This window comes from Acinetobacter sp. ANC 4169 (assembly GCF_002135355.1).
Classification (GTDB): Bacteria; Pseudomonadota; Gammaproteobacteria; order Pseudomonadales; family Moraxellaceae; genus Acinetobacter.
Genome location: NZ_NEGE01000012.1, coordinates 31,232 through 47,347 on the forward strand (window position 1 = coordinate 31,232; position 16,116 = coordinate 47,347).

The 16,116-nt window shown below is 41.7% G+C and carries 16 protein-coding genes and 1 pseudogene; 6 read left to right on the top strand and 11 right to left on the bottom strand.

Translation table 11 applies throughout. From position 1 onward, the window contains the following. Positions 1-55 precede the first annotated feature (55 nt). The 5 genes from B9T26_RS10275 to B9T26_RS10300 form a co-directional block, all read right to left on the bottom strand. Entirely contained in the window at positions 56-832 is a 777-nt protein-coding gene (locus B9T26_RS10275) for a M48 family metallopeptidase (RefSeq protein ID WP_086199609.1), read from the bottom strand. A gap of 113 nt (positions 833-945) precedes the next feature. Continuing rightward, positions 946-1,254 (bottom strand): hypothetical protein, encoded by a 309-nt coding sequence (locus B9T26_RS10280; protein WP_086199610.1) that lies wholly within the window; start codon positions 1,252-1,254, stop codon positions 946-948. Positions 1,255-1,438: 184 nt separating this feature from the next. Next, positions 1,439-2,758: an adenylosuccinate synthase gene (locus B9T26_RS10285; protein WP_086199611.1), complete on the bottom strand. Its 1,320-nt coding sequence runs from the start codon at positions 2,756-2,758 to the stop codon at positions 1,439-1,441. Positions 2,759-2,828: 70 nt separating this feature from the next. Continuing rightward, positions 2,829-3,995, bottom strand: coding sequence for an ATP phosphoribosyltransferase regulatory subunit (locus B9T26_RS10290; protein WP_086199612.1), 1,167 nt, complete (start codon positions 3,993-3,995; stop codon positions 2,829-2,831). A gap of 265 nt (positions 3,996-4,260) precedes the next feature. Next, complete coding sequence (locus B9T26_RS10300; RefSeq protein ID WP_086199614.1) at positions 4,261-4,716, bottom strand: Lrp/AsnC family transcriptional regulator; 456 nt, start codon at positions 4,714-4,716, stop codon at positions 4,261-4,263. Between the two features lie 146 nt (positions 4,717-4,862). Here B9T26_RS10300 and B9T26_RS10305 point away from each other — a divergent pair. After that, positions 4,863-5,610: pseudogene (locus B9T26_RS10305) on the top strand (AzlC family ABC transporter permease). Continuing rightward, positions 5,607-5,906, top strand: coding sequence for an AzlD family protein (locus B9T26_RS10310; RefSeq protein WP_086199615.1), 300 nt, complete (start codon positions 5,607-5,609; stop codon positions 5,904-5,906). Before B9T26_RS10305 ends, B9T26_RS10310 begins: the two are co-directional and overlap by 4 nt. 23 nt (positions 5,907-5,929) lie before the next feature. On the opposite strand, the gene B9T26_RS10315 is transcribed toward B9T26_RS10310, so the two are convergent. Further along, positions 5,930-6,244, bottom strand: coding sequence for a hypothetical protein (locus B9T26_RS10315; RefSeq protein WP_086199616.1), 315 nt, complete (start codon positions 6,242-6,244; stop codon positions 5,930-5,932). 396 nt (positions 6,245-6,640) lie between these two features. Further along, positions 6,641-7,666 (bottom strand): type I glyceraldehyde-3-phosphate dehydrogenase, encoded by a 1,026-nt coding sequence (locus B9T26_RS10320; protein ID WP_086199617.1) that lies wholly within the window; start codon positions 7,664-7,666, stop codon positions 6,641-6,643. 422 nt (positions 7,667-8,088) lie between these two features. On the opposite strand from B9T26_RS10320, the gene alaS reads away from it, so the two are divergent. From alaS to csrA, 3 genes are all read left to right on the top strand, one after another. After that, the gene (gene alaS / locus B9T26_RS10325) at positions 8,089-10,782 is read left to right on the top strand and encodes an alanine--tRNA ligase (protein WP_171262985.1); all 2,694 of its coding nucleotides are present in this window, start codon (positions 8,089-8,091) and stop codon (positions 10,780-10,782) included. A 66-nt stretch (positions 10,783-10,848) separates the two neighbouring features. Next, positions 10,849-12,129: an aspartate kinase gene (locus tag B9T26_RS10330; protein ID WP_086199619.1), complete on the top strand. Its 1,281-nt coding sequence runs from the start codon at positions 10,849-10,851 to the stop codon at positions 12,127-12,129. Between the two features lie 247 nt (positions 12,130-12,376). Further along, on the top strand, positions 12,377-12,640 hold the full coding sequence (gene csrA / locus B9T26_RS10335) for a carbon storage regulator CsrA (RefSeq protein ID WP_067723263.1): 264 nt from the start codon (positions 12,377-12,379) through the stop codon (positions 12,638-12,640). Between the two features lie 57 nt (positions 12,641-12,697). Here the strand turns inward: csrA and rnhB are convergent, their stop codons facing one another. Further along, the gene (gene rnhB / locus B9T26_RS10340) at positions 12,698-13,276 is read right to left on the bottom strand and encodes a ribonuclease HII (RefSeq protein WP_086199707.1); all 579 of its coding nucleotides are present in this window, start codon (positions 13,274-13,276) and stop codon (positions 12,698-12,700) included. 74 nt (positions 13,277-13,350) lie between these two features. Beyond that, positions 13,351-13,737 carry a hypothetical protein gene (locus tag B9T26_RS10345; protein WP_086199620.1) on the bottom strand — a complete coding sequence of 129 codons (387 nt, stop codon included), beginning with the start codon at positions 13,735-13,737 and terminating at the stop codon, positions 13,351-13,353. 238 nt (positions 13,738-13,975) lie between these two features. Here B9T26_RS10345 and B9T26_RS10350 point away from each other — a divergent pair, with 238 nt between their 5' ends. Continuing rightward, the gene (locus tag B9T26_RS10350) at positions 13,976-14,530 is read left to right on the top strand and encodes a cytochrome b (protein WP_086199621.1); all 555 of its coding nucleotides are present in this window, start codon (positions 13,976-13,978) and stop codon (positions 14,528-14,530) included. A 78-nt stretch (positions 14,531-14,608) separates the two neighbouring features. Here the strand turns inward: B9T26_RS10350 and B9T26_RS10355 are convergent, their stop codons facing one another. Both B9T26_RS10355 and B9T26_RS10360 read right to left on the bottom strand, forming a co-directional pair. Further along, on the bottom strand, positions 14,609-14,968 hold the full coding sequence (locus tag B9T26_RS10355; protein WP_171262986.1) for a hypothetical protein: 360 nt from the start codon (positions 14,966-14,968) through the stop codon (positions 14,609-14,611). 90 nt (positions 14,969-15,058) lie between these two features. After that, positions 15,059-16,060 (bottom strand): adenosine deaminase, encoded by a 1,002-nt coding sequence (locus B9T26_RS10360; protein WP_086199622.1) that lies wholly within the window; start codon positions 16,058-16,060, stop codon positions 15,059-15,061. Positions 16,061-16,116 lie beyond the last annotated feature (56 nt).

Here is a 16,116-nt window from a genome sequence, read left to right on the forward strand (position 1 = left end):
ACAAAAACTAAAAAAGGATGCTCTAGGCATCCTTTTTTTAATGAGCTACAAACAATTAGCGTTTGTTATAAACAGCTTGAGCTGCTGGCAAGTTTTTACGCATTGCCTCAATACGCTGTGCATTTGAAGGGTGAGTAGACAGGAATGATGTACCACCTGCACCTTCCAACTTGTTCATTTTTTCCCAAAGCGTAATTGCGGCTTGTGGGTTATAACCCGCACGTGCCATCAGCATTAAACCACCTTGGTCAGCACGGCTTTCAAGACTGCGTGAATATGGCAAGCCTACACCCACTTGTGCACCTAACTGTGCTGCTGCGGCACCGAGCTGTCCTACGTTATTACCCGCATAGCCTAGACCAATGTTTAAAGCCAAGTCTGTTAAAGCCTGTGCACCAATTTTCTGTTTAGAATGTTCTTCTAAAGCATGCACCATCTCGTGACCCATCACCGCAGCAATTTCTGCATCAGTCAGGTTGAGTTTATTCACGATACCGGTATAAAACACCACTTTACCACCAGGTGCCACATACGCATTAATCTGATCTGATTTTAGAACAGCCAGTTTCCAATCAAATTTTTGACCAGTCTGATTGATTTGATCACCATAAGGTTTTAAACGCATAAATACAGAATTAATGCGCTTATAAGTCGTTGAAGATGTATCTAAAGTTTTATTTGCACTCGCTTCCTGAACGGTTTTATTAAAGCCTTGTGCCGCTGTTACATTTAATGTCGATGAATCTGCCCCAGCCATATCTGCTACAGTAGTACAACCCGAGAAAGTGATTACACTAGCTGCACACAAACTTAAAACCAGCTTGCTGTTCATTATAATAATCTCCACCTTAAAAATAGATATCTCTTTTCAAAAGATTATATGGAATAGTCAATAATCTTTAAATTAATAATGTCTCCATAATCATATCATTTATGTAAACAGGCTTATTTAAGAAATTGAAAACTAAGCCAATAAATTAGACATAAAATATTCAGTCCCAAATATATCTGGCAGAATGGTTTAATTTTCTGTTCCAGTTGCTCGCTCTTACGCTTCAAAAATAGAATTGCATTTTGTATAAGTATAATCGGGACCAAAATACACGCAATAATGACGCTTAATCCAATAAAAGCCGCATTAATAATGGCTGGATCTTGAGTTTGAGCATGAATGATCAACATGGCAATTGTAGGCGCCCCACCCATTGCAAACAGTAATGAATAAAACATCGTTGCTGATATATTTTTATGCATCATGCACAACCTTGTATTTCTTTTAAGTTTGACATTCTAGCAAGCGCAAATGAATTAAACAGTATCCACGAATGCAACTTTAGTCTGGCAAAAATCATCCTCCTGCATTTTATATTTTTCAAATCGAATTTGATAAAAAAGCCCCGCATATAGCGAGGCTTTTCAATCAATTTAATGCTTGAAATTAAGCATCAAATGGATGGCGAAGAACGATCGTTTCTTCACGGTCTGGACCAGTTGAAATGATGTCGATTGGACATTCAATCAATTGCTCAAGACGTTTCACATAGTTAATTGCAGCTTGTGGCAATTGATCCAGTGATTTAGCACCGAAAGTAGACTCAGACCAACCTGGCATAGTTTCGTAGATCGGTTTTAAAGTTTCAAATGCAAGCGCATCAGAAGAACCTACGCAACCAGAATCAGCTGCTTCGTAACCTACACAGATTTTCACTTCTTCTAAACCATCAAGAACGTCAAGTTTAGTTAAGCAAATACCAGAAAGTGAGTTTACTTCTACAGAACGGCGTAGAATTTCAGCATCGAACCAACCACAACGACGTTGACGACCAGTAGACGCACCAAATTCTGAACCAACAGTACCAAGATGTTTACCAATTGCATCACCAACATCGTTAGCTGCATCGTAAACAAGCTCAGTTGGGAATGGACCAGCACCTACACGAGTTGTGTACGCTTTAGTAATACCGAGTACATAGTCAAGGTGCAATGGACCAAGACCAGAACCAGAGCTTACGCCACCAGCAGTTGTGTTTGAAGATGTTACATACGGGTATGTACCGTGGTCAACGTCAAGAAGTGAACCTTGCGCGCCTTCAAACATGATTTTTTTGCCAGCTTTACGGTATGCGTGAAGTTCGCCAGTCACGTCGATTACCATAGGTGCTACAACTTTGCGCCATTCGTCACAAAGTGCGATCACGTCTTCAACTTTAACTGCTTCAACGCCGAAGAATTGAGTCAACTGGAAGTTGTGGTATTCAAGAAGCTCTTCAAGTTGAGCTTTAAGATGTTCACCACCACGTACAAGGTCAGCAACACGAATTGCACGACGTGCAACTTTATCTTCGTATGCAGGACCGATACCACGACCAGTCGTACCGATTTTCGCATTACCACGTTTGATTTCACGTGCTTGGTCAAGCGCGATATGGTGTGGAAGAATTAATGGACAGTTTGGAGAAATACGTAAACGTTCACGTACTGGCACGCCTTCTTTTTCAAGAATGTCCATCTCTTTGATTAAAGCTTCAGGTGAAAGAACAACACCGTTACCAATTAAGCAAAGTACGTTTTCACGTAAAATACCAGATGGAATGAGGTGTAATACAGTTTTCTTACCACCAACCACAAGAGTATGACCTGCGTTGTGTCCGCCTTGATAACGAACTACCGCTGCCGCTTGATCTGTGAGCAGGTCGACGATCTTGCCTTTGCCTTCGTCGCCCCATTGGGTACCAAGTACCACAACATTCTTGCCCATAATAGCCTCATTACATCATGCTGTTAAAATAGAAAACTAAACGGCGTGACATGAACACACCATCTAGCGATTAAATTTTTTCGACAGTCCACTCACCCGCAGCATTCACCAATTGGTGAGTCGCAAACGGAATTGAGTTTAAATCATCATTACCTAATAACTGAATAACACTTAAGCCTTGTGCACGCACAGCTGCAATCGCGTCAAGCAATGCTTTGTCTGTACCTTTAGGTGCAACAACCTTCTGAACCTGCTGAAACTGACCTGCACTGAGTGCATACAAGTCACAAGAGAAGCCCGTTGCAGGACGTGCACGACCAAAGTGTTCACCAATACCGTCATAACGACCACCTTGAGCCAGTGGTGCTGCACGGTTTGGTGCATATACGGCATACATTAAACCAGTGTGGTAGTGATATGAACGAAGTTCTACAACATCAATACCAATATGTAAGTTTGGCCAGCGTGCCTGAATTTCAGATCGTGTGATTTTTACTGCATCAAATGCCTGTTTAAATGCCGGGTCTGCAATAATTTCAGCACTCAGGTTGGCTTCCAATGCATCCAAATCACTTGAATAACGACCTAGGGCGTAAAAATTTGCACCAAATTTTAATTCTTGTGTAAATTCAGCCAGTTCAGGCAATGCTTTGCGTTGATAAAGATCCGAAAGCTGACTTTCTTCCGCTTTGGTTAAACCAGCATGTTTAACCAGACTACGGAATAAACCGACATGACCTAAATCCAGATGGATACCATCCACAAAGCTTGCAGTTTTTAATAAGTTGAGCATCACGTCAATCATTTCGACGTCAGCATCAATACTGTCTGAACCAAAAAGTTCCGCACCCAATTGCAGCGGTGCACGCGTGGTATTAAAACCTTGAGGTTTGGTGTGTAAAACCGTGCCAGCATAGCAATAACGCGCTACGCCTTCGACTGGATGTACATGCGCATCGATACGGGCCACTTGCGGTGTCATATCGGCACGCACACCAAGCAAACGGCCAGAGAGTTGGTCGATTACTTTAAAAGTGGCTAAGTCTAAATCTTGATTCGATTCTGAAAGAGAAGAAAGAGATTCGATGTATTCGATAAATGGCGTGTACACCAGCTGATAACCTCGAGATGCGAGGAAATCTAATGCTTCACGGCGCAAAGCTTCAATTACTTGCGCTTGTTCTGGTAATACATCAGCTACACCATCAGGTAATAACCATGTCTCTGAAATGGGCATGTTGTAAACCTAAATACTTGTCAGCGCGGAAGTAATCCGCATAAAAAAATCGGGAGCACACCCGATTTCTCCTAGTCTAGCACGATCACTTTAGCAGTGCACATGACTTTTTGCAGATTTGTTCGATTTTTACCAACTAATTGATAGCGTTTGAAAACTGAATAACCAGAATCATTCCCGATTGATGAGCTGGCATGCAAATTCGGTGATGACCATGAATTTTCTGAAATATAAAATGATTCTGTAACTGCAATGCAGAATGCCATTAGCCCAAAGGCAATTCAGTGGTTTGCTTGACACTTTGTAAAGGAATTTCAGTTTTAACATTCTGAATACCTGAAATTTTATTCAAGTGATTGATTTGGAATTTACGATAAGCTTCCAAGTCAGACACCACAATTCTAAGAAAGAAGTCACAATCCCCTGCCATCAGCTGGCATTCAACAATTTCCGGAATATCCATAATGGCATCGATAAATTGATTAACCGTTGCTTCATCCTGACCTTTTAACCAGATCCGGGCAAAAACCGTTAAACCCAGCTGCATTTTTTGCGGATTCAGCAAGGCCACATACTTTTCAATAATGCCATCATCTTCCAGCTGCTTTACCCGGCGTAAACAAGGTGATGGTGACAAACCAACAATCTGTACCAACTCATTATTTTGTAGCTTTCCATTGCGCTGTAAAGCTTGAAGTATGCGTTTATCTGTTTGATTCATTTTACTCTTAGCATTTAATGCTGAATATCCTAATAATCTAGCAATTTTATAGTAAATTAAACACATATCAGGCCAAATTGAACGCCAAATTCCACAACTTTCTTTCTAAAATACTTGTTTTCAGTTTTGACCATACGGACAAAGTCATGTTGATGTTTAGAAATACCACGGCAGACACAGCACCATCGAAAAATGCTGTTGAATTTAAACGTGGTGTCAAAACATCAGTACCCCTGTTGCTGGGAATTATCCCTTTTGCCTTAGTCTTGGGAGCACAGGCGACTCAAAAAGGCTTTTCTACGCTCGAAGTGTCTTTACTGACCGGTCTGAATTTTGCCGGCGGTTCCGAATTTGCCATATTAGAAATGTGGAGCAATCCCCCTAACATTGTCATGCTGATGTTCATTACCTTTTTAGTAAATAGCCGGCATTTACTGATGGGTGCAAGCCTCGCCCCCTATTTACGCCATCTGCCCAACAAAACCGTTTTTCCAGCTCTGTTTTTTATGGTGGATGAAAGCTGGGCGGTAAGTTTGGCAGATGCACAAAACAAACAAAGCCGGTTGGGATATCAGCGTGCCTTTAGCATGATGTTTTATGCCGGGCTTTGTTTTGCTCTCTACCTGATGTGGGTCGGCTTTACTTCATTAGGTGCAGTTATTGGGCCAGTATTAGGTGACATTAGCCGTTTCGGTTTCGACATGGCCTTTCCTGCGGTTTTTTTAGTGTTATTACGCAGCATGTGGAAAGGTATTCGAGCTGCACGCCCATGGTTGGTGAGCTTAATCACTGCTGCGCTGGCTTATTTATATTTGCCTTCAGGCTGGTATGTTCCTATTGGTGCAATCAGCGGCATTGTTTTCAGCCTTCTTTTTAATCGGAGATGAAGCATGATTGATTCAGCCACTTTCATTGCCATCATCTTTATTGCTGCAACCACCTATCTGACGCGTATTCTGGGCTATGTTTTACTCAAGAATAGAACGCTCACAAATAAGCAACGCCAAATTATGCAGGTTGTGCCTGGCTGCGTGCTGATCTCGGTTATTGCACCGTATTTTGTTAAAGACAACCCTGCAGATATGATTGCAATTGTCATTACCCTGCTAGCAGCATCGCGTTTTTCTTTATTGCCTACGGTGGCCATAAGCATGGCATCTGCCGCAGTTTTAAGAATGCTGCTGATATAAAGCAAATTCGTAAGAAATTATAGCTATAGCAAGGGTTTATCGGTAGAACTGACTTTTGCCAATATCCCGACCAATTCAGCATTTTGTGATTCAACCTGACTCAGTTTAGTGGTGGTCTTCTCAATCACTTCTTGCTGAATATGCATTTTCTTTGCCAGATCCTGCATAATTTCCAGAGTTTTTTTAAGATTTTCTTCCAGATGAATCACTTTTGTTTCCAATTGCTGATTCAACTGAATTTCACTGAGAGCAGCACCTTGATTGGTAAATTGTGCCCAAATCAAAAAGATCACCGCTACGGCTAAAAGGAAAATGAATCCCCATATAAATATCAACATAAGTGTGCTGCCCGTGTTAGTGATTCATGACTGATTCTTGCCGTGAATCAATGAGTTAAATTTAAAAAAGCTTATAATTTTCAAAAAGATTATAAAATTAACCGTACTGGAATTGTATTTATTATAAGCATTATTATGCGTCGACTTCGAGTCGCTAATCCTCTGCCACTTCTCAATAATCTAATAATAAATGGAAGTCCATGGCAGTCTATTCATCCTACTCAAGGCAAGATCTTTACTCAACAATAAATCGACCATTCGAACAAATTGATAATAATTGAGCTACAGGTCTCACTATTTACACCCACACACTATGCAATTCGATCACTTTCGAAAGTAGCAAGATGAAAAAACTCATCTCACTCACAATCATCTTTAAATAAAGGCTTGGATTATTTATCGGGTAAATGACTCACATAAATCCAGCAAGCGATTCGCATACCCCCATTCGTTGTCATACCAGGCAAAAACTTTGGCCTGATGTCCAACCACCATAGTTTGGCTCAAATCCACAATCAACGAATAAGGCGAATGATTAAAATCGGATGAAACCAGCGGTTCATCGGTGACATCCATAATTTCCGCATACTCCTGACGTGCCGACTTGATTAAAATCTCATTAATTTTATGCGCAGTAATATGCGACTGTGCAACAAAAGTGAGGTCAATGGCAGCAACATTAATGGTCGGTACACGTATGGAATATCCATCTATCCGTTCTTCCATTTTCGGCATCACACGTTTTAATGCGGCCAATGCCGAAGATGTGGTGGGGATAATATTGTGACCTGAAGCACGGGCACGGCGTAAATCACGGTGTGCATGATCCAGCACCGACTGATCTGCCGTAACCGCATGAATTTCTGTCATCAGTGCAGTATCGATTCCAAAAGCATCATCAATAATTTTAACTAAAGGAACCAAGGCTTGTGTGGTACAGGATACACTGGAAATAATCCGGTCTGTGGCTTTGACTTCATGATGGTTTACCCCATACACAATGGCAGCATCGACACTGTCAAAAGGCGCAGCGCCAATAATCACCCGTTTTGCGCCTGCGCTAATATGGCCTGTTGCTGCTGCACGCGAACGGAATAAACCGGTACATTCCAGCACCACATCAATATTTAAGTCCTTCCAAGGCAGGCTTTCAGGCTGTTGCTGACAAAAGACCTGTACTTTTAATTGCGCCAGTCCGGCCGAAATATGTAAAAAAATCTGCTCATCTTGCAAAAGCACTTCGACCTTGCCCTTAAAGCGTCCATGCGTGCTGTCGTATTTGAATAAGTGAACCAGCGTCTCTACATCTGCAATATCGTTAATGGCCACGATATCAAAATGAAAATCTTTAGGATTTTCAAACCAAGCCCGTAATACATTGCGACCAATTCGCCCGAAACCATTAATGGCTACTCGTTGCATTAGATATCCTTAACTCTTGGGTAGATGTAAACACACCTCTATGTTAATGGATTTTAACCAGATACCGATACCATTTCTGCTGGTGTATTTATGAAATATCTAAGCAATAAGGGTTTCAGCCTGCTTATTTTGCTTCAAATTTTATTAAGACCAGGCTACTTCAAAATATTTACTTCACTTTTCATTTATTTTATATCTTATGCCTATACCTGTATTTAGCTTATAAATTGAATGCAAGAACCCTAAATACAGCTTAAATAGAATTGTGATTAATTCGCCTGAAAGTGATTGGTGCATGCGGCTTTTTCCGTTATACTTTAGCGTTTTAAAATTTTAAGCCAGTATCTCAAGCCAGCTTTATAAAAGTAAGACTTGCTTGACATGCTATTAGCCAAATACAAGATTTATGGAGTGACTTGGTTGTGAGTACTCGTTTTATGACATCAGCTGAAATTCGCGAAGCTTTTTTAAGCTATTTTGAATCGCAAGGGCATACACGTGTCGCGTCGAGTTCTCTGGTTCCTGCCAACGACCCAACATTATTGTTCACCAACGCTGGTATGAACCAGTTCAAAGACTGCTTCCTCGGTCTTGAAAAACGTGATTATGTTCGCGCAACATCTTCACAAAAATGTGTACGTGCCGGCGGTAAACACAACGACTTAGACAACGTTGGTTATACTGCACGTCACCATACCTTTTTTGAAATGTTAGGTAACTTCTCTTTTGGTGACTACTTCAAGCGTGATGCGATCAAATTTGCCTGGGATTTCTTAACTGGCGACAAATGGTTAGCGCTTCCTAAAGATAAATTATACGCAACTGTTTATCACACCGATGACGAAGCTTTTGACATCTGGAACAAAGAGATCGGTTTAGATGCTAGCCGCATTATCCGCATTGGCGATAACAAAGGCGAAAAATACGCATCAGACAACTTCTGGGCTATGGGTGATACTGGCCCTTGTGGGCCATGTTCTGAAATTTTCTTTGACCATGGAGACCACATCTGGGGTGGCTTACCGGGTACTCCTGAAGAAGATGGCGACCGTTTCATCGAAATCTGGAACAACGTATTCATGCAGTTCAACCGTACTGCTGATGGCGTACTGCATCCTCTTCCAGCACCTTCTGTTGATACAGGTATGGGCTTAGAACGTATTTCTGCAGTTCTACAACATGTCAACTCAAACTACGAAATCGATCTATTCCAGCATGTATTAAAAGGTGCTGCTGAAATCATTGGTCTAGATACCACTGAAATTGAAGCTGCTGCAAAAGCTGCAAACAAACCAGTGGAATACCCCGCTTCTCTTAAAGTAGTTGCCGACCATGCACGCTCATGCTGCTTCCTGATTGCAGATGGCGTGAACCCTTCTAACGAAGGTCGTGGTTATGTGCTACGTCGTATCATCCGCCGCGCAGTTCGTCACGGTAACAAATTGGGTGCGACTGGTTCATTCTTCTACAAAATGTTGCAACCTTTGATTGATGTCATGGGTGCTGCATATCCTGAACTTGCAACTAACCAGGCACGCATCGAAGCACAGCTTCTGAAAGAAGAAGAACAATTCGCGAAAACTTTAGAGCAAGGCTTGAAATTGCTTGAAGGCGAATTGGCGAGCCTTAAAGGTTCTGTGATTCCTGGCGCAACAGTATTCAAACTGTACGACACTTACGGCTTCCCGACTGACTTGACTGCTGACATCGCACGTGAACGTGAATTAAGCATTGATGAAGCTGGTTTTGAAGTTGAAATGGCTGCACAACGTCAACGTGCACGTGATGCAGGTAAATTTGCCATCGACTACAACAGCATTGTAAAAGTTGAAGGTGAAACCCAGTTCGAAGGTTATGAAGCCACTCAAGCTCAAGGTCAAATTGTTGCAATCTACAAAGATGGCGAACAAGTTGAAGAGGCTCATGAAGGCGACGAAGCGCTGATCGTATTGAACCAGACACCTTTCTATGCAGAAAGTGGCGGTCAAATCGGTGATACAGGGATCTTCAAAAACGATACCGGTATCTTCGAAGTTCAGGATACCAAGAAATCTGGTGGCGCTTTTGTTCACCAAGGTATTGTGACCATGGGTAGCTTAAAAGCCACTCAATCTGTTGAAGCCATTGTAAAAGCAGACATTCGTGAAGCAACTGCACGCAACCACTCTGCAACTCACTTGTTGCATGCTGCCCTTCGTCAAGTGCTCGGCGCACATGTACAACAAAAAGGTTCATTGGTTGCATCTGACATCTTACGTTTTGACTTTGCCAATGATCAGCCGGTAACTTTCGAACAGCTACAACAAGTTGAACGTATTGTAAACCGTGAAGTGATTGCCAACACTGCTGTTTCTACTGAACTTTTAGACATCGAAGCTGCCAAAGAAAAAGGCGCGATGATGTTGTTCGGTGAAAAATATGGTGACGAAGTTCGTGTACTTTCTATGGGTTCAATTAAAGACGAGAAAAACTTCTCGATTGAACTTTGTGGTGGTATTCACGTTAAACGCACCGGTGATATCGGTCTGTTTAAAATCACTTCTGAAGGTGGTGTTGCAGCAGGTGTACGTCGTATTGAAGCAGTAACCGGTACTAAAGCGGTTGAAGTCGTACAAAAAGCGGATAGCGATATTCAGCACATCAACAGCGTGTTAAAAGCACAAAAAGATCAAACGATTGAAAAAGTTGAAGCAACTGTTGAAACTGCACATCAATTGCAAAAACAGATTGAGCAATTAAACCAAAAATTGGCGAACTTCCAGGCAGCTGAACTTTTAAGCCAAGTTCAAACTATTGCTGGTCGTTCAACACTTATTACCACTGTTCAAGGTATGGATGCAAAATCGCTTCGCAACCTGCACGATGGTGTGAAGTCTAAATTAGACAACGCAGTGATTGTTCTTGCCGCTGTAGAGGGCGACAAAGTTAGCCTTCTTGCTTCAGTAGCAAAAGACTTCACTGCTTCTATTAAAGCGGGTGACATCATCAAACACTTGGCTACCGAGCTGGGTGGTAAAGGTGGTGGTAAACCTGACTTGGCACAAGGTGGCGCGCCACTTAACGAGAAGTTTGCAACAGTGATGGCAGATTTAACTGCCTGGCTTGAAGCAAAATAAAACTTCACTTTTTGTGTAACTGATCCTGAAAAGGTAATTCAGGATCATGGCTTTTATGGAACAACTATGGCATTAATCGTTCAAAAATATGGCGGTACCTCAATGGGTACTCCCGAGCGCATTTTAAATGTTGCTCGTCGTGTAAAGCGCTGGCATGACCACGGCCACAAGGTAGTAGTGGTTGTATCAGCAATGAGTGGCGAAACCAATCGTCTGCTTGCTTTAGCGAAGGCCATTACCGAAACCCCTGATCCACGTGAATTAGACCAGATGGTGTCTACAGGTGAACAGGTTACGATTTCTATGTTAGCGATGGCGCTTAACTCTATTGGAGTAGAAGCAAAATCACTTACTGGTCGCCAGGTTGGCATTAAAACCGACAGCGCATTTAACAAAGCCCGTATTGAATCTATTGATACTGACGTATTAACTGAAAACCTCGATGCCGGCCGTGTACTTGTGGTTGCCGGCTTCCAGGGTTTTGACGAATTTGGCAACACAACCACTTTAGGTCGTGGTGGTTCTGACACTTCAGGTGTGGCACTTGCTGCTGCATTAAAAGCTGATGAATGCCAAATTTACACAGACGTTGATGGCGTATATACCACCGACCCACGTGTTGCACCAAAAGCCAAAAAAGTAGACCGTATTTCATTTGAAGAAATGCTGGAAATGGCTTCGCTTGGTTCAAAAGTATTACAAATTCGTTCTGTTGAATTTGCCGGTAAATATCAAGTACCTTTACGTGTACTTTCAAGCTTCGACAATGACACCGATGGCGCATTTGACGAAGAATTTAAACAAAACGTAGGCACACTAATTACGACTGAATTGGAAGACAACATGGAACAGCCAATTATCTCTGGAATCGCGTTTAACCGTGACGAAGCAAAATTGACTATTTTGGGCGTGCCTGACCTGCCTGGCATTGCATCCAAAATCCTGGCGCCAATCGGTGCAGCGAATATCGAAGTCGACATGATCATCCAGAATGTGGAAGAAGATGGTACCACTGACTTCACTTTCACGGTCAACCGTGGTGAGTTCACTAAAGCAAAGACAATTCTGGAGCAAACTGCGAAAGAAATTGGTGCACGTGAAGTTGCGACTCGCTCAGACATCGTTAAAGTGTCTATCGTCGGTGTAGGTATGCGTTCACATGCCGGCGTGGCAAGCAAAATGTTTACTGCTCTAGCTGAAGAAGGTATTAACATCTTGATGATTTCAACTTCAGAAATCAAAATTTCTGTGATCATTGAAGAAAATTATTTAGAACTTGCTGTGCGCACTCTTCACACGGCTTTCGGTTTAGACCGTGAATCTGGCGAATCAAGCGCGCGTGCTTAATTTGTAGTAGCAAATTTCTGATCATTGTTGAACAATATTTGCGAAATACTACAAAAAGAACAGAGCCACTATAGTTTTTTTTATAGTGGCTCTGTTATATTTGAAACCGAGAATTTTAAAATATTAATGAAATGTATCCTGTTAAGCTTTTGACAGATTCATTCTGTTAATATTTTGTTTGATATAAGGTTGTGTTTTTTAAAATTTAAAATCAATTGCACGTTTAGCGTTTTGCAAGGAGATAAACATGCTGATTCTAACCCGACGTGTCGGTGAAACATTAATGATTGGGGATCAAGTCAGTGTAACTGTGCTTGGCGTAAAAGGTAATCAGGTTCGTATTGGCGTAAATGCTCCAAAAGAAGTATCTGTTCATCGTGAAGAAATTTATCAACGAATTCAACATGAGCGCGCTATGCACGAACACCTGCAACACCTTGATCAGGATTATCAGCCTTCTTTTGAAGAAGATAATTTCCCACAGAATACCCAGAATGACTTTAATCGTTAAACATTAAAGATTGTTCTAATAAAGCGGCTATATAGCCGCTTTAAATTTATCTACTGCTTATTTCTGTTCCAGCAAGGCCAAAGCCTTTTTAACCGGTGCATAACTACGACGATGCTGATCAATCACACCATGTTCAGCAATGGCTTCAAAATGGGCTTTGGTTGGATAACCCTTGTGTTTGGCAAAACCAAAGTGCGGATATTGCTGATCCAGCACAACCATTTCACGGTCACGGGTTACTTTTGCCAGAATACTGGCTGCTGAAATTTCTGCATGTAGCGCATCCCCACCCACGACAGCATCACAGCTCATCGCTAAGCCTTGTGGGACTTTATTGCCATCTACCAGTACATGCTCTGGCTGAAGCTGCAAAGCCTCCACAGCGCGACGCATAGCCAACAAAGACGCTTGGAGAATATTGATCTCATCTATTTCTTCATGACTGGCTTCAGCAATGGCCCAGGCCAAGGCTTTCTCTTGTATTTCTATAAATAATTTTTCACGCTTTTTTTCGCTGAGTTTTTTAGAGTCATTCAAACCTTCAATCGGATTATTGGGATCTAAAATAACCGCAGCCGCAACCACCGAACCAACCAAGGGACCACGCCCCGCTTCATCTACACCCGCAATTTTCATCAACGCTTTACCTACAAAAAAAAAGAGGCTGAATAACATCAGCCTCTTTGATTTTAACACGGATTTAATTTGTATTATTTCACAGCTTCAGCAACACAAGCATTAATGGTTTTAGTCACTGCATTTGAAACAATGGTATTGCGCGCTGCCGGATCAATCGCAGCTGTAGCCAAATCGACTGCTGTTACGCTTTGTGGTGCTTTGTCACTAACACAACCACAAATTTCAGTCTGAATATTTTGCTTTTGAGTTGCAGTCATTAATTTCGTTGCATTCTGCCATGCAGGAATATTATTCAACTCAGTCGTACATTTCGCATTAATTGCAATTTTAATTGCGGCAGTGCCGAGCTGCTGAGTTGCTGATTGCGTAGTAGATGTTGTGCCTGTAGTTGTATCCGTTGCTACACAAGCAGTTAAAGCCATAGCAAGAGGTGCAAGCACTGCAATTAATTTTTTCACAGCTTAATCCTTGGGTATAAAATTTGTTGCGCATATTTTGCCGAAACTTAGCCCAGGAAGAAATGTATATTTCAACTGAATTTTCCCCCACTCATCTTGCTTGATGTAAAAACACTCAATTTTCCAGTGTTGCAAGAAATATACGCTTCGTTCTATATTCATCATTTTTAATAATGTGTTATTTGATTAGCATACGCAGACTTTTAAAATGACATGTGGATATATTGGTATAAATAACATGAACAACACATCACAATACTATACGCGTACAGCGCAAATGCTGCATTGGCTCATGGCTGCTATTTTTATTGCCGCATGGGGCATTGGTTTTTATAGCGGAAATTTTTTAAGTTATGAGGTCGATGGCAGCTTTAAAGGTCAGGTCATTAGCTTACATAAGAACATCGCCACCACCATTATCTTTCTGGTGCTGATTCGTATTTTTTGGCGCTATACCCATCCCGTTCCGGCACTGCCCGACAGCATGTCACCTTTCATGAAAGTCTTGGCACACGTGGGACATTTAGCCCTATATATCATGTTACTGGCGCTCCCGATTACCGGCTGTTTGTTTAGCTGGAGTGCGGGACATCCGGCCCCTGTTTTATATTTATTTGAAATTCCACGCCTGGTACAAGAAGACCCTGACCTGTTAGCCATTGTTAAGCCTGTACACATTTATTTGTCCTGGTTTGCCGGTTTACTTGTCATCGGTCATATTGCAGCAGCATTGAAACATCATTTTATTGATAAAGATAATGTCTTGCGCAGCATGACCCGCCAAGCAAAATAATCTGCTCATGCCCAATAAAAAGCCGCATGAGTAACACCTCAACGCGGCTTTTTTTATAACCCAATTTATCGCTATCCATTATTTCAAGGCATCTTGGGCACAGCCTTTCACACTATTCACCACCGCCTGTTTAATCAGGCTATTTTTTGCAGCCTCATTCACTGAAGCCAATGCCAAGTCTTTGACCGAAACATCGTTTAGCGCATGATCACTGACACAACCACAAATCTGTTTTTGCGTTGTGCTTTGCTGTTCTGAGTTCATAAAAAATGCAGCCGTTTTCCAGACTTTTGAATCTTTTAATTCACTTTTACAGCTTTGTTCAATCACTGGCTTTAACATTTTCTGGGTTAAGGTTGAATTTTTATCGGTTGCAAAAACCGATACCGAACCAGCCAATAAACAAATAGCAAATACCCAGCAAAAACTCTTTTTCACATCAGAACCTAATTTTTAACACTTTAGCATTCAGCCGGTTCTTCAATAGACTAGACCGGCTGAATCAGGATCATCTTTCAGGTAAAGCAATTACACCAAGACATCAATCTCTTGAGCCCATTTTTGTTTTTCTGCATCAGAAATAAAAGATGCTTCAAACGAGTTTTTAGCCAACTGCTTAAGCTCCGCATTGGATAAATCCAGCGCTTGGGTAATGGCAATGAAATTATCATTCATGTATCCACCAAAATATGAAGGATCATCTGAATTGACTGTCACATGCACGCCTTGTTGCAATAGACGACGGATATTGTGCTGTGCCATATCCTCCACTACACAAAGCTTTAAATTACTTAAAGGACAAACGGTTAACGGCATTTTTTCAGCAATTAAACGTTGCATCAGTTTTGGATCTTCTTCAGAGCGTACCCCATGGTCCACGCGGTTCACATGCAGCAGATCCAGAGCTTGCCATACATATTCAGCAGGTCCTTCTTCACCGGCATGCGCAACCACCAAGAAACCTGCTTCACGCGCTTTGGCAAACACGCGTTCAAATTTAGCCGGTGGATGGCCGACTTCACTCGAGTCCAAACCAACAGCAATAATTTGATCTTTATATGGTAGAGCTTGCTCTAAAGTTTTAAATGCAGCTTCTTCACTTAAATGACGCAAGAAGCACATAATCAAATACGAGCTAATACCCAATTTGCTTTGTGCATCATCACAGGCACGTTTTAAACCCTTAATTACAGTTTCAAAAGCAATGCCACGATCGGTATGGGTTTGTGGGTCAAAGAACATTTCGGTATGCACCACTTTATCGGCAGCACATTTTTCAAAGTATGCCCAGGCTAGATCATAAAAATCCTGTTCATGAATCAGTACATTAGCACCGGCATAATAGATGTCGAGGAAAGACTGTAAATTGTGGAAGTTATACGCCTGTTTGACTTCCTCAACAGATTTATACGGAATATCAATATGATTGCGTTGAGCAATCTCGAACATAAGCTCAGGTTCAAAAGTACCTTCAATATGGACGTGTAACTCCGCCTTTGGCATCGCTTGAATAAGCTCAATCTGATTCATATCTTATCCTTATAAAACCTTTCTTTAAAAATAAAAAAGGGTGCAAACTGAGTTTA

What these genes read in the sequence shown, in the direction of transcription:
- B9T26_RS10280 (WP_086199610.1), bottom strand. Translation starts at nt 1,254, where the DNA reads ATGCATAAAAATATATCAGCAACGATGTTTTATTCATTACTGTTTGCA.
- B9T26_RS10360 (WP_086199622.1), bottom strand. Translation starts at nt 16,060, where the DNA reads ATGAATCAGATTGAGCTTATTCAAGCGATGCCAAAGGCGGAGTTACAC.
- B9T26_RS10315 (WP_086199616.1), bottom strand. Translation starts at nt 6,244, where the DNA reads ATGTTGATATTTATATGGGGATTCATTTTCCTTTTAGCCGTAGCGGTG.
- csrA (WP_067723263.1), top strand. Translation starts at nt 12,377, where the DNA reads ATGCTGATTCTAACCCGACGTGTCGGTGAAACATTAATGATTGGGGAT.
- B9T26_RS10330 (WP_086199619.1), top strand. Translation starts at nt 10,849, where the DNA reads ATGGCATTAATCGTTCAAAAATATGGCGGTACCTCAATGGGTACTCCC.
- B9T26_RS10350 (WP_086199621.1), top strand. Translation starts at nt 13,976, where the DNA reads ATGAACAACACATCACAATACTATACGCGTACAGCGCAAATGCTGCAT.
- B9T26_RS10275 (WP_086199609.1), bottom strand. Translation starts at nt 832, where the DNA reads ATGAACAGCAAGCTGGTTTTAAGTTTGTGTGCAGCTAGTGTAATCACT.
- B9T26_RS10300 (WP_086199614.1), bottom strand. Translation starts at nt 4,716, where the DNA reads ATGAATCAAACAGATAAACGCATACTTCAAGCTTTACAGCGCAATGGA.
- B9T26_RS10290 (WP_086199612.1), bottom strand. Translation starts at nt 3,995, where the DNA reads ATGCCCATTTCAGAGACATGGTTATTACCTGATGGTGTAGCTGATGTA.
- rnhB (WP_086199707.1), bottom strand. Translation starts at nt 13,276, where the DNA reads ATGAAAATTGCGGGTGTAGATGAAGCGGGGCGTGGTCCCTTGGTTGGT.
- B9T26_RS10320 (WP_086199617.1), bottom strand. Translation starts at nt 7,666, where the DNA reads ATGCAACGAGTAGCCATTAATGGTTTCGGGCGAATTGGTCGCAATGTA.
- B9T26_RS10310 (WP_086199615.1), top strand. Translation starts at nt 5,607, where the DNA reads ATGATTGATTCAGCCACTTTCATTGCCATCATCTTTATTGCTGCAACC.
- B9T26_RS10285 (WP_086199611.1), bottom strand. Translation starts at nt 2,758, where the DNA reads ATGGGCAAGAATGTTGTGGTACTTGGTACCCAATGGGGCGACGAAGGC.